Genomic DNA, 12,742 nt, shown 5'->3' with positions numbered 1-12,742 from the left:
ATTTGAAGGTGTATAGAATTTAAGTATGTATCATATTAGAAGACGGATTAAGAAAGTTTCACTGTAAAGTAAAAAAGACAGACTAATAAATAGTCTGTCTTTTCACATTAATTCTTCACATCATCATAAAGTTCAAGTGCCTCTTTCACATTCAATCCATTTTTCACAATGCCATGTATCGCTTGAATCATCGCAGCTGGGTGCTCGGATTGCCATATGTTTCGGCCCATATCTACTCCAATTGCGCCTTCTTGCAGCGCATTGTACGTAATGTTTAATGCGTCTTCAATTGAATCTAGTTTTGGGCCACCCGCGATGACGACTGGGGCAGGGCATGTGCTCGTTATTTTTTCGAATCCTTCACAGTAATACGTTTTAATAATATCAGCACCCATTTCAACACATACGCGGGAAGCAAGTGCTAGAAAGCGAGCTTCACGTTTTTGTAATTCTTTTGCGACTGCGGTAATGCCGAGTACAGGTAGGCCGTAATCGTGAGCTTCAGAGACTACATTTGCGAGATTTGTAACAGTTTGTGTTTCATAGTCTGATCCGACAAAAACAGAAACGCCAACGCCAATTGCGTTTTGCTTCACTGCTTCTTTTACAGGTGTAACAATTGTTTCATTCGCTAAATCTTTACCGACGACAGTAGCACCGCCAGATACACGCATAACCATCGGTGTGCTGCAGTTTTCAGGAATACAGGAGCTAAGTACACCACGCGTTAAAAAGAGAGAATCCGTGTAAGGAAGTAAGTTTTTAACTGTTTCAAGTGGTTGTTCTAGTCCGTGAATTGGTCCTAAGAAATAACCGTGATCTATTGCTAACATTACCGCTCTGCCATCAGGTAAAATTGTATTTAATCGATTTTTAAATCCCCAAGTCATTCCAAATCACTCCTTCGTTAATGTTGGATTTTCCGTTTGTACAGTATCTTTATTTGGTAAATGTGGTGACTTAATAAAAACAGCTTTAAAAGGTTTGTCAGAATGGTTAATAAGATAGTGAGATTCATGAGGACGAACTTGCAGGACATCACCTTGTTTAATTGGAACTCTTTCATTATTCACATAGAAATCTATTTCACCTTCTAATGCATAAAAGACCTCTTCGCACGTCGTATGATAATGGTTTTGAAACTCCTGGCCCGGTTGAATGACAACAAGGCCAAGATCAATATTTGGACCTTGTATTAAATATTTCGGCCCGTTATCACCGAAGCGATAGGAGAAGTCATTTTCATTCGCTTTTAACATACAGTTCACTCCTTTATGTAATGTGTTACAGTGCACCAGGCGCAATCCACATATGTGAGGTGAGCCCTTTATCAGCTAAAGCGAGCTGACTGTCATATACAGTTTTCCATGTTTCATAGAACTCTTTATATAGTTCGTGATTTTCAGTAACTGGTTCGAATGTTTGCTCCCACTGTACAAACTCTTCGGCAGTTTCTTCCATAGATGAATATATGCCAGCACCAACTCCAGCAGCAATCGCAGTTCCTAAAGCAGCTGCTTCTTTCACAACAGGTACTTTTACAGGAATACCGAGTACGTCTGATAGAATTTGTGGCCATAGTTTTCCTTTAGCGGCACCGCCAGCAAAAATAACTTCAGAAGGGAATGTGCCAGTTAGATTTTTTATTAATTTTAAGTTTCCAAGTGTAATGAAGGCTGCATTTTCTTCAATAGCACGAAACAGTTCTTTTTTTCCGCATTTGTCAGCGTCTAAACTTAAATTTAAAAAAGAAGGTGCGGCATGACGCCAAGAAATGTAGTTCATAACGTTTGAAAAAGTAGGGATAATGCCATGTGAACCGACAGGTACGTCTTTCGCTTGTTCTTCTAGTAATTCATAAGCATCTACACCGAGTTTATCAGCAAGTTTCTTTTCTTCTTGGCAAAAAGCGTCTCGAAACCAGCGCATAACGAGACCTGGGAAAAAGGCGATTGTTTCATATTGCCATAGGTTCGGAACGACGTGACAATTTACTCGAATCGCAGCATGTGGATCTGTTATTGGCTCAGTAACATTCACTTCTTGTTGCCAAAAGCTACCCCCGCATATTAACGTTTGATTTGGTTTCACGATTCCTGTTCCGAGCGATGCCATTTGAGCATCTCCACCCCCGGCGACGACAGGAATCCCTTCACGTAATCCAGTTAATGCTGCACACTCTTTTGTAACGTTGCCAATTACTGTACCAGCTTCATTTACTGTTGGTGAAAATGGCAAAGATAGACCGCACTCCTTAGCGACATCGTTATCCCACACTCTATTTTGTAAGTCAAAAATACCTGACGTGCATCCGTTTGAGGGATCAATTTGTAGTACGCCGCTTAGTTTATATAAAATCCAATCGTTTAACATTGTAAAAGAGTAAATATTATTATAGACGTCGGGTTCATGTTTTTTTATCCAGAGTAGGCGTGGTAAAGCACCTAATGAAAAAGTTTGACCAGACTTTGTATATAAATCTTTTTCAAGATGTGACCGAATTTCTTTTAATTCACTAACTTCGACGGATGCGCGCCCATCAACATTTGCACACGCCCATATTTCTTGCCCATCTTGATCATATAAAACAAATCCTTCTCGCATACTTGTAGCGCTAATAGCAAGAATAGAAGAGGCAGGAGTGTTGCTTTTTTGAAGCACCTCTTTCGTACATTCTTGTACTAGCTTCCAATTTTCTACTACATCAAAGTTCATAGAGCCTGGATAACGAAGGTCAGATTTGTGAATCCATTCTTTTTGACTTACTGCAATTTGATTACCATGTAAATCAAAAAGAACTGCTCGAATGCTCCCTGTACCAGCATCAAAAGCTAATAAATGGGACATTAACAATCACCATCCTTTCGTAATAAGGAGAGGGCAGTTTCCTCATCGGTAATTAATGAATGAATAAACTTTCCTTTTAAGGCACCATAAATTGCATCTATCTTTTCAGTACCTCCAGCAACACCGACGACATGCTTCATATTGCGCAAAATAGAGAGGGGCGTGCCAATTAGACGATTGTGATGCGAGAGCTCTAATAAATCGCCATTTGTATTATAAAATTGTCCTAAAATATCGCCAGCACCGTTTTGACTACGAATATATGTCATCTCACGTAGTGTTAATTTTTCTTCTTTTACAATCGTAGCGTCTTGAGATAATCCCCCAATACCGACAACAGCCGTATGAGCAAGTGAAGCGACTTGAAGCATATCTTTTACACTCGGTTCTGATAGAATACTTTGTGCCATTTCGGTTGTAGACGCTAGAAACGGCGTAGGGATAATGTGAAGTTCGCCTTGCATGTAGTGTAAATAGTTTTGTTTTCTCGGGAGATAGTGATTTACCCCGCCTGTTAGCGTTACGATTGAAAGGTTGATAGAACTTTCAAAATGAATGTTTTCTAGCATTTTGCTAATTGTTTCTCCCCAGCCAATACCGAGTAAATCGCCTTGCTGGAGATGAGTTTCTAAATATTGTGCAGCAGCTTTTCCGAGAGAAGCGTGATAATTGTTTACTGGGGTAGGGATAATAAAAGCATCTTTTAAGTGGAATTTTTTCATTAGGTCACGCTCAATACTTAAACAGTGCAAACCAGTCCCTTTTACGTGAAATGTAACGATACCTTCACTCCGCGCTTTATCTAATAACCGGACGACTTTATTTCTTGAAATATGAAGAAGTGACGCGATCTCCTGTTGTGTTAATTGGTCTTTATAATAGTACCAAGCTACTTTAGTTAATAAATTTTCTTCAAAGTTCAGCTGAGTCATACTCTTCATCCCTTTCAACAATTGACCACAGCTTAAACATATGTACCATATATTTTGTTTATTCCAGTTGAAACGATTAATAGTACGTAGAAAAAAGTGTTCTAGATATAAAAAAAGGAATATACAATGCTACAAAACAAGTAGAACAAATAATCATTTTCTCAAAAAATGTTCTGGGTAAAGGCAGGTGACATCATGTGGAGAATGTGCCCTTATTACAAGTGAAGAAAATGAGTAAGGCGTTTTCGAATCAACTTGTGCTAAAGGAAGTGAACTTACAAGTAGAGCATGGTGATATATACGCTTTAGTTGGTGGAAATGGCGCCGGGAAATCGACATTAATGAAAATATTAACGGGGTTATATTCGTATGATAGTGGAGAAATGTATGTGAAAGGAAAGAGACAGCAGTTTGCAAATCCAAAAGAAGCACACCAAGAAGGGATTTATTTAATACCACAAGAACCGCTCATTTTTCCGCATATGACCATTGAAGAAAATATATGTATTGGATTAAAGGGGAATAGAAAGAAGCTTAAAGTAAAAGTTCAGCAATTAATTGACAGTTTAAGTTGGGATATTGATCTTAATGAACAGGGAGAATCGTTATCTATTGCGCAACAACAGTTAGTAGAAATCGTTAGAGGATTAATAAGAGAAGCTGAGATTCTTATTCTAGATGAGCCAACATCGACATTAACAACACACGAAATTAAGAGTCTTTTTGTGTTGATGAAAAGTTTACAAGAAAAAGGAATTGGGATGATTTATATTACGCATCGTTTTCCAGAAATCTTTGAAATTGCCAACAAAGTAGCAATACTACGTGATGGAATGGTTGTAAGCCAAGGTGATGTATGTGACTATACATATGACATGCTGATGGAGGGACTATTGCCAAAAGGATATAAACAGAAAGAGAAAATAGAAGTAGTTCAAGAGACAGCAAAGACGAAAAAAATATTAGAAGTAGTTGATATAAATGGTCACGCATTCGAAAATATATCATTCACTGTACATGCGGGTGAGGTTGTAGGTGTTGCTGGCATTATAGGATCTGGCAGAACGGAATTAGCAGAAGCGATATTTGGATTGAAAACTATAAAATCAGGGTCTATCTTATTGGGGGGAAAATCAATTGATACGTGTTCTTTGCATAAAAGGCTAGACGAAGGACTAGTTTATGTGCCAGAGGATAGGGCGAGGAATGGAATTTTCTCAATTGCTTCTGTTAAAGAAAATATTGCAGCAGCAAGTTTATATCAAAATAATCGCTTTTTTATAAATCAAGAAAAAGAAAGCGCTTTAGTTAATTCGTTTATAGAACAGTTCCGAATTGTTGTACAGAATATGAATAAAGAATTGGCATCTTTATCAGGAGGTAATCAGCAGAAGGTCGTGCTTGCGAAGTATCTTGCATGTAATCCTAAAATTATTATTCTTGATGAGCCGACTCGCGGAATTGATGCGAAAGCAAGGCTTGAAGTGTATGAGACGATAAAAAAAATGAAAAGGGAAGGACTCGCAATTTTATTAATCTCTTCAGATGTTGAAGAAATTATCCAATTAGTAAACCGTGTATATGTAATGAGAAATGGGCGATTTGTTTCTCATATGGAAAAAGAACAACTGAGTGTGAATGAAGTTACACGCCTTGCATACGGAGGTGTAACGGAATGAAACGTATGTATAAAATGCACGAAACGTCTATCATAATGTTACTACTAATTTATATAGCTATTGTAGGGATGATAAACCCTAGTTTTATTCAATTTACCTCGTTATCTTTACTGATGAAATCAAGCGTTATTTTAGTCGTGCTAGCAATCGGTCAATCGTTCGTCTTATTTACGAAAAATATAGATGTATCAGTTGGTTCAAGCATGGGATTAAGTGCAGCAGTTTGCGGAATGATGTTAACGAATGGGTATAGTGCATTCTTGTCGATATTTGTAGCTATTATACTTGGGGCCATTATCGGTTTCGTAAATGGTATTGGAGTTGCGAAGTTTCGGGTACCAGCCATTATTATGACATTAGGCATGTTAGGAATTGTTAGAGGTGCAATGTTAATTTTCACAGGCGGGAAGTGGATTGAAGATATTCCAAACGATTTTAAGCAGCTGTCATCTATCATCATTCTTGGTTTACCTATAACTGTATGGTTCGTTCTTATTATTTTACTACTACTATACTTTTTTTTAAGAGAAGTGCCATTGGGAAGATACTTTTATGCGGTAGGTGATAATGAAGATGGCGCGAGGCTTATTGGTATACCTGTTAATAAAGTGAAGATATATGCGTTTATGATTTCAGGCATAAGCGCTGCGCTCGCTGGTTGCATATTTGTTATGAATATCGGGTTCGTTCCAAATCAAACTGGTACAGGAATGGAACTACAGGTGATTGCAGCTGCTGTGCTAGGAGGAATTCATCTAAAAGGAGGAACAGGTTCTATATTTGGAGCTGCACTAGGAGCATTGTTTTTAGAAGTGATAAGCAGTTCACTTATCTTTTTAAAAATACCAGCATTTTGGAATAATGCTATTTCAGGTTTTTTACTATTACTTATTATCATATTAGATAGCGTCATGAAGAAGTGGAAAGCAGAAAGGAGAATGAATCTATGAAGTATTTTTACAGATGGGAAGGTGTGTTAATCATATTACTTCTTATAGAATTCATTCTCTTTAGTTTTATAAACAGCAATTTCTTAAATATTAGTAATCTCCTTTTTAGTACAAATGATTTTCTATTCATAGCAATCGCGGCAATTCCAATGACTTTCGTTATTGTAACAGGAGGAATTGACGTATCTGTAGGATCAATTATGGGGCTAACCTCGATTTTAATTGGTGTGTTTTGGATGAATGGAATTCATATTTTACTAGCAGTAATAATGGCACTTATAGTCAGTTGCTTAGCAGGAGCTTTAAATGGGCTTATTATAAAATTGACAGATGTAGAACCACTAGTCGTTACACTCGGAACGATGTTTTTATACGGAGGAATTGCACTCGTCATTTCAGGAGGGGCAGGTGCTTCTGGATATGAAGGGATAAGCGGCTTACCTGATACTTATGTACAACTAGCAAATGGTAGTTTTATAGGAATACCCAATTTATTATGGCTACTTATTTTATTAACAATTGTATGCACGATTTTGTTTCACCGAACGATATATGGGCGCCACGTAAAATTAACAGGCGCGAATGAAAATGCAGCAAAATACACCGGGATTAAGACGAAGAAAGTAGTAATCATTGCTTACATACTTTCTGGGTTAGGAGGTGGATTAGGAGGAGCTTTCTTAACTGCATATTTCGGTTCTGCACGTGCTGATATAGGAAGCGAAACAATATTACCAATTATTACAGCAGTTGTATTAGGCGGGACACTTATTACAGGTGGAAAAGGAAGTATTTTCGGTACTGTACTGGCGAGTATTTTCATTGGGCTCATGCAGTATGGCTTGCAAATGACGGGTTTAACAAATGAACAATCCAATGTAGTAATAGGTATTATCCTTATTCTTTCAGTTATTATGAGACATTTCAAATTACATCAATTTTTAGCGGGGAAAAGACAGAGTTTGCATAAGGGGGAAATGTCATGAAGAGAAAACTAGGGATTGTATTGATTGTATGTATTTGTTTAATCGGTTTAATTGCGTGTTCTAGCCAAACGGCAGATAAGAAAAAGGCTGATGATGTGAAATTTGCATTTATTCCGAAATTAACAGGAGTTGGTTTCTTCACATCGGGAGGTGAAGGAGCAAAGGAGATGGGAGAGAAGCTAGGCGTACAAGTGAAATATGATGGGCCGTCTGAAGCGAGTGTATCAGGGCAAGTAAAGTATATAAATAATTTTATTAACCAAAACTATGATGCACTTATGGTTTCCTCTACATCAGTTGATGGTTTATCGCAATCACTACAACGTGCTAAGAAAAAAGGAATGACCGTCTTAACATGGGATTCTGATGTGAATCCGAAAGATCGTTCTTTTTATATAAGCCAAGGAACACCAGACCAACTTGCTAACTTATTAATAGAAATGACTTCTAAGCAAATTGGAGATAAAGGAAAAGTAGCATTCTTTTATTCTAGCCCGACAGTAACGGATCAAAACCAATGGGTAACGAAAGCGAAAGAAATTATTAAAAAGAAATATCCGAACTGGGAAATTGTAACGACGCAGTACGGTGAAAATAATGCACAAAAATCTTTATCCGTAGGGGAGAACATATTAAAAACGTATCCAGATATTAACGCAGTTATTTGTCCAGATGCAACAGCACTCCCAGCAATGGCGCAGGCAGCTGAAAACTTAAAAATGGATAAAAAAGTAGTGGTAACTGGATTTTCTACACCGAACGTTATGCGTGATTATGTAAAACGAGGAACAGTACAACAATTTGGTTTATGGGATGTAAAACAACAAGGTGCTCTCGCAACGTATGTAGCAAATGAAATTGTTGTAAAAGGGAAGAAGTTAAAAGTAGGGGATAGCTTCGAAGTAAAAGGAATTGGAAAAGTGAAAGTAGAGCCAAACTCCATTCAAGGATATGATTATGAGGCAGAAGGGAACGGAATTATCGTATTACCAGAACGAGTTGTATTTACGAAAGATAATATTGATAAGTATAATTTTTAGTAGACAAAAAAACGTCCGAATATATCGGACGTTTTTTTATTTCTGCATTAATTATGAACAGTTTCTTTTTCGTTTAATCCAAGTGTACGACCAGTAGAAGTGTGAAGGTCTTGGAACAATCTTGGATTTTCAGTTAGTGAAATGCCATATGAAGGAATCATTTCTTTTATTTTTTCTTCCCATTCTACCATGCGGCTTGGGAAACATTTTTCTAATACTTCGAGCATGACGTGAACAGCAGTAGAAGCACCTGGTGATGCGCCTAGTAATGCGGCGATTGAGCCGTCAGCTGCACTTACTACTTCTGTACCAAATTGAAGTGTTCCTTTACCGCCAGCATCAGTATCTTTAATTACTTGTACACGTTGTCCAGCAACTACAATATCCCAATCTTCACTTTTCGCGTTCGGAATGAATTCGCGTAATTCTTCCATACGTTTTTCATGTGATAACATAACTTGCTGAATTAAGTATTTTGTAAGTCCCATTTCTTTTACACCAGCGGCTAACATCGTTAAGACATTATTCGGTTTTACAGAACCGATTAAGTCAAGATTTGAGCCAGTTTTTAAGAATTTAGGTGAGAAGCCTGCGAATGGTCCAAACAGTAAAGCTTTTTTATTGTCTATATATCTCGTATCTAGATGAGGTACAGACATTGGCGGAGCGCCAACTTTAGCTTTACCGTACACTTTCGCATGATGCTGCTCTACAACTTTTTGGTTTTTACATACCATAAATAGTCCACTTACTGGGAAGCCACCGATATGCTTTGATTCAGGGATACCAGTCTTTTGAAGTAGAGGTAGGCTACCGCCACCGCCGCCAATAAAGACGAATTTAGCAGTATGATGCTCAATTTTACCACTATTCATATCGTGTACTTTTACTTCCCACAAACCATTTTTCGTGCGCTTAATATTTTCGACACTATGCTTGTAGTTTAGCTCGACATTTTTTGTTTTTAAGTAATCAAACAACATACGTGTTAATGCACCGAAGTTAACATCTGTTCCAGAGTCAATCTTCGTTGCCGCCATCGGTTCATTAGATGTGCGACCTTCCATAATGAGTGGAAGCCATTTTTTTAATGTTTCAGGAGCATCAGAAAATTCCATTCCTTGAAACAGTGGATTTTTTGAAAGCGCTTCAAAACGGTTTTTTAGAAACTCAACATTTTTTTCCCCTTGTACTAAACTCATATGAGGTAGTGGCATAATAAAATCTTGTGGATTACGAATTAATTTGCTCTTTACAAGATATGCCCAAAATTGTCTTGAAAGCTGGAATTGCTCATTCACTTTTACAGCCTTACTAATATCTATAGATCCGTCAGCTTTTTCGGAAGTATAGTTCAGTTCGCATAGCGCAGAATGCCCTGTACCTGCATTATTCCATTCGTTAGAGCTTTCTTCCCCGGCACTTGCGAGTTTTTCAAAAACTTTAATTTCCCATTCTGGTGCTAATTCTTTTAGTAATGAGCCTAACGTTGCACTCATAATTCCTGCACCAATTAAGATAACGTCTGTTTTTTGCTGCATGTTGCTCATGATAATCTCTCCATCCCCTATATTGGCAAAAAAGTGTAGGTGTTTTCTATGTCTAAGCCGTAAAAGAGAAACACCGCCTAGGCCCCACCTAGGTGTATACCTTTTTTGTCTCAATTATATAACCATCTCATACTCTATTATAATAATTAATAGACTAAAATATCTAGTGTTATCTGATAATTTTAAACTATTTAACGTTTTATTCGCTAAAAATCTTATTTAACAAGCTCTTTTAAGGTGGTAAATAGAAAAAAATTACAGTTTGAAATTATCTCGAAAAAGCTTACGTATCCTTAAGTGACTAAATCGAGTACCTTTTTATGGGATTATTCTTTCTGTAATGGTAAGATTATTCTGAAAAATAAAAAGGAGGGACTCTAATGTGTACAAAAGAACAAATTTCAAACTTATTTCGAAACTTTTCAATAAAGGAATGTAAAGGGTCAAGTGATTTATATGAATATTTATCAATGAAAATTGCTGAAGATGAGGAAGTACTTACACTATCGTCCTATGCTCAGGTAGGTCAACCAGTCCCAAACTTACTATTAGGTGCAGTACATTATTTATTGCTAGCAGGGAAAGAACATCATTTAAAAACGTATTATAGTAGTTTAGTTGAAAATGCTGATACAAATTTAGATAAAGCTTTTAATCATTTTAAAGATTTCTGTAAAGAGTACCGAGAAGAAATCATTACTTTGTTACAAACGAAACTCGTTCAAACAAATGAAGTAAGACGGTGCGCATACTTATACCCAAGTTTCTGCTACATATTTAACAAAGTGAAGAAGCCGTTAGCGTTAATTGAAATTGGGACAAGTTCTGGGTTGCAACTGTTCTGGGACCAATATCGTTATTCGTACGGGACGGATGAAATGTACGGAAATATAGATTCAAATGTGCATGTAACTTCTGAAATAAGAGGGGAGAATGTGCCGCATTTTCTAAAAGAAAGCCCATCTGTCGTAGAAAGAATCGGACTGGACTTACATGTGAATGATTTACATAATGAGGAAGATTATTTATGGTTACGTGCTTTAATTTGGCCAGAGCATAAAGAAAGGTTTGAGATGTTTGATCAAGCTGCATCTTTAGTGAAAAATGAATCTGTCCAATTAATAGAAGGAGACGGTGTAGAGCTATTATCATCTATTATTGAACAAATAAGTGAAGAAGCTGTTATTTGTATTTTCCATACACACGTCGCAAATCAAATACAAGAACAAGTAAAACATAAGTTAGAAAAACAAATACAAGAAATTGGCGCAAAACGTGATGTATTCCACCTGTATAACAACATGTGGGATCGTGACCTTCATATTGATTATTATATTAACGGAAACGAATATCGTGAAACGGTTGGAGAAACAGAAGGGCATGGGAGATGGTTTAGCTGGAAGATTGGAAATGAGACGCTTATTTAGATTAATAGGGGCGCCCTCACTTGTAAAAGAAGGGACCATAGGCTCAAGCATTGACTAAATGGTTAAGGAATAAATGTATTAGTAACATACAAAAAATGCTTCGGAGAAATCCTAAGCATTTTTTGAATTACATTTAAACCCCATAATGGATCATGTACTTCTGTTCTGCTGTAGCTTGTACAATTTTTGAAGCTAACTCATTCAGCTCATCAGATTTTCTGAAGAACTTTGAAGATGTAACTGTTTCATAGAAAATTGCTAAAGATTCAGGAGGGATAATTGTAATACCACAATAAGCTAAACCGTATTCCTGATTTTTGACTGTATGAAAGTAAGTTTTCATAATTGATAAATTTTGATTTAAACTACTGATAATATCATCATTAACAGAAATACAATGATATTTCTCTGGTGTATAATCATTGTAACTTTTTTGAGAATTAAATTCGTCAATTATTCCAAAATCATGGACACATGCCATCATTATCATCCTTTCAACTTTAATAAAGTGAGTTCTATTAAAGCAAAATGGTCATTTTGTTTACGTGTAATAGAAATGATTATGTAGTTCATTAGTATAGTACTTCATAAAATATCTTCGTTTCTTCTTCGTGAAGACAGTTTACTTATCGATAAACGCATCAGGAGCCCAAGTGGCGATTTCATTCCCAGGTGCAGCGACTACAAGCCATTGCTCACATAGGACACCAGCTTGCCAACATTCATAATAATCATGAAAACCATTTAAAAAAATAATTTGTCCACTATCTAATGTAATAATTAAATGAGGGCTTTCTAAGTCAAGTTGTATATCGGTAACTTTTTGTCTTCTTATCTTAAATATTCTTTCATATTCTTCTTCCTCAGAATAAACTTCAAATTCATCTTCATTTAATGGGTATCTTTTTTGAGGTTTATTAAATAAACACCATTTTGATTCGATATTGATATATAATTGCTCGTCATAATCAACGGAGTCGTGAAAGTTTGTAAATTGAATCTTTATAGCGCCTGAAGAAATACCAAATTGTAATCCATCAACTTGTGATCCGATAAAGAGATTTTTTAACACTTTTTCAGCGTAAATTTTATCCTCTGTATTCATTCTTGAATTCCTCCTTTTCATAAAAATATACCTTATATTTTTATTGTAATAAATAAATTTTCATGTAAAATGAACCTTTTGTGAAAAACGAGCGAATATAGTGTGAAGGATCATGAGAGGGGAACGGAGCTTTGGATGAAGTACAATTAAAAGAATGGCTATATAAACGAAAGTATGTTGTCCAAAAAAGAGTTTGAGAAAGTGTTACTTTGGATTGTTGAATAGA

General features: G+C 36.4%; 12 protein-coding genes. 5 read left to right on the top strand and 7 right to left on the bottom strand.

Annotated elements, in window-relative coordinates:
• Positions 1-107: 107 nt before the first annotated feature.
• From lsrF to N2V80_RS14670, 4 genes are read right to left on the bottom strand one after another with little or no spacing between them, the layout of a single operon-like run.
• The gene (gene lsrF, locus N2V80_RS14685; RefSeq protein ID WP_000219782.1) at positions 108-890 is read right to left on the bottom strand and encodes a 3-hydroxy-5-phosphonooxypentane-2,4-dione thiolase; all 783 of its coding nucleotides are present in this window, start codon (positions 888-890) and stop codon (positions 108-110) included.
• 6 nt (positions 891-896) lie between these two features.
• Positions 897-1,259, bottom strand: a complete 363-nt coding sequence (locus tag N2V80_RS14680) for a cupin domain-containing protein (protein ID WP_000909986.1) — start codon at positions 1,257-1,259, stop codon at positions 897-899.
• Positions 1,260-1,284: 25 nt separating this feature from the next.
• The gene (gene lsrK, locus N2V80_RS14675) at positions 1,285-2,847 is read right to left on the bottom strand and encodes an autoinducer-2 kinase (protein WP_000018815.1); all 1,563 of its coding nucleotides are present in this window, start codon (positions 2,845-2,847) and stop codon (positions 1,285-1,287) included.
• Positions 2,847-3,779: a sugar-binding transcriptional regulator gene (locus tag N2V80_RS14670; RefSeq protein WP_000192709.1), complete on the bottom strand. Its 933-nt coding sequence runs from the start codon at positions 3,777-3,779 to the stop codon at positions 2,847-2,849. Before N2V80_RS14670 ends, lsrK begins: the two co-directional genes overlap by 1 nt.
• A gap of 197 nt (positions 3,780-3,976) precedes the next feature.
• Between N2V80_RS14670 and N2V80_RS14665 the strand changes: the two genes are divergently transcribed.
• The 4 genes from N2V80_RS14665 to lsrB are packed head-to-tail and all read left to right on the top strand — an operon-like array spanning position 3,977 to position 8,434.
• Entirely contained in the window at positions 3,977-5,458 is a 1,482-nt protein-coding gene (locus tag N2V80_RS14665) for a sugar ABC transporter ATP-binding protein (RefSeq protein ID WP_000432630.1), read from the top strand.
• A complete protein-coding gene (locus tag N2V80_RS14660; RefSeq protein ID WP_000827684.1) occupies positions 5,455-6,408 on the top strand; it encodes an ABC transporter permease subunit in 954 nt (317 codons plus the stop codon). The genes N2V80_RS14665 and N2V80_RS14660 overlap by 4 nt, the downstream gene beginning before the upstream one ends.
• Positions 6,405-7,394 carry an ABC transporter permease gene (locus N2V80_RS14655; protein ID WP_000873530.1) on the top strand — a complete coding sequence of 330 codons (990 nt, stop codon included), beginning with the start codon at positions 6,405-6,407 and terminating at the stop codon, positions 7,392-7,394. Before N2V80_RS14660 ends, N2V80_RS14655 begins: the two co-directional genes overlap by 4 nt.
• The gene (gene lsrB, locus N2V80_RS14650) at positions 7,391-8,434 is read left to right on the top strand and encodes an autoinducer 2 ABC transporter substrate-binding protein LsrB (RefSeq protein ID WP_000823656.1); all 1,044 of its coding nucleotides are present in this window, start codon (positions 7,391-7,393) and stop codon (positions 8,432-8,434) included. The genes N2V80_RS14655 and lsrB overlap by 4 nt, the downstream gene beginning before the upstream one ends.
• Positions 8,435-8,481: 47 nt before the next feature.
• On the opposite strand, the gene N2V80_RS14645 is transcribed toward lsrB, so the two are convergent.
• Complete coding sequence (locus N2V80_RS14645; protein WP_000069138.1) at positions 8,482-9,984, bottom strand: malate:quinone oxidoreductase; 1,503 nt, start codon at positions 9,982-9,984, stop codon at positions 8,482-8,484.
• Between the two features lie 380 nt (positions 9,985-10,364).
• Here N2V80_RS14645 and N2V80_RS14640 point away from each other — a divergent pair, with 380 nt between their 5' ends.
• Positions 10,365-11,411, top strand: coding sequence for a DUF2332 domain-containing protein (locus N2V80_RS14640; RefSeq protein ID WP_000337436.1), 1,047 nt, complete (start codon positions 10,365-10,367; stop codon positions 11,409-11,411).
• Positions 11,412-11,544: 133 nt separating this feature from the next.
• Here N2V80_RS14640 and N2V80_RS14635 read toward each other — a convergent pair whose 3' ends face one another.
• Together N2V80_RS14635 and N2V80_RS14630 are read right to left on the bottom strand one after the other, a co-directional pair.
• Entirely contained in the window at positions 11,545-11,895 is a 351-nt protein-coding gene (locus N2V80_RS14635) for a hypothetical protein (RefSeq protein WP_002061671.1), read from the bottom strand.
• A gap of 138 nt (positions 11,896-12,033) precedes the next feature.
• Positions 12,034-12,516: a hypothetical protein gene (locus tag N2V80_RS14630; protein WP_001090921.1), complete on the bottom strand. Its 483-nt coding sequence runs from the start codon at positions 12,514-12,516 to the stop codon at positions 12,034-12,036.
• Positions 12,517-12,742 lie beyond the last annotated feature (226 nt).

Origin of the sequence: Bacillus sp. FSL W8-0640, from assembly GCF_038007725.1 — a bacterium.
Taxonomy (GTDB): domain Bacteria; phylum Bacillota; class Bacilli; order Bacillales; family Bacillaceae_G; genus Bacillus_A; species Bacillus_A cereus.
Note: the sequence above shows the minus strand (reverse complement) of the source record. Positions and strands in the feature narration are given on the sequence as shown.

What these genes read in the sequence shown, in the direction of transcription:
- N2V80_RS14680 (WP_000909986.1), bottom strand. Translation starts at nt 1,259, where the DNA reads ATGTTAAAAGCGAATGAAAATGACTTCTCCTATCGCTTCGGTGATAAC.
- N2V80_RS14645 (WP_000069138.1), bottom strand. Translation starts at nt 9,984, where the DNA reads ATGAGCAACATGCAGCAAAAAACAGACGTTATCTTAATTGGTGCAGGA.
- lsrK (WP_000018815.1), bottom strand. Translation starts at nt 2,847, where the DNA reads ATGTCCCATTTATTAGCTTTTGATGCTGGTACAGGGAGCATTCGAGCA.
- N2V80_RS14630 (WP_001090921.1), bottom strand. Translation starts at nt 12,516, where the DNA reads ATGAATACAGAGGATAAAATTTACGCTGAAAAAGTGTTAAAAAATCTC.
- N2V80_RS14670 (WP_000192709.1), bottom strand. Translation starts at nt 3,779, where the DNA reads ATGACTCAGCTGAACTTTGAAGAAAATTTATTAACTAAAGTAGCTTGG.
- N2V80_RS14660 (WP_000827684.1), top strand. Translation starts at nt 5,455, where the DNA reads ATGAAACGTATGTATAAAATGCACGAAACGTCTATCATAATGTTACTA.
- lsrF (WP_000219782.1), bottom strand. Translation starts at nt 890, where the DNA reads ATGACTTGGGGATTTAAAAATCGATTAAATACAATTTTACCTGATGGC.
- N2V80_RS14635 (WP_002061671.1), bottom strand. Translation starts at nt 11,895, where the DNA reads ATGATGGCATGTGTCCATGATTTTGGAATAATTGACGAATTTAATTCT.
- N2V80_RS14640 (WP_000337436.1), top strand. Translation starts at nt 10,365, where the DNA reads ATGTGTACAAAAGAACAAATTTCAAACTTATTTCGAAACTTTTCAATA.
- lsrB (WP_000823656.1), top strand. Translation starts at nt 7,391, where the DNA reads ATGAAGAGAAAACTAGGGATTGTATTGATTGTATGTATTTGTTTAATC.
- N2V80_RS14655 (WP_000873530.1), top strand. Translation starts at nt 6,405, where the DNA reads ATGAAGTATTTTTACAGATGGGAAGGTGTGTTAATCATATTACTTCTT.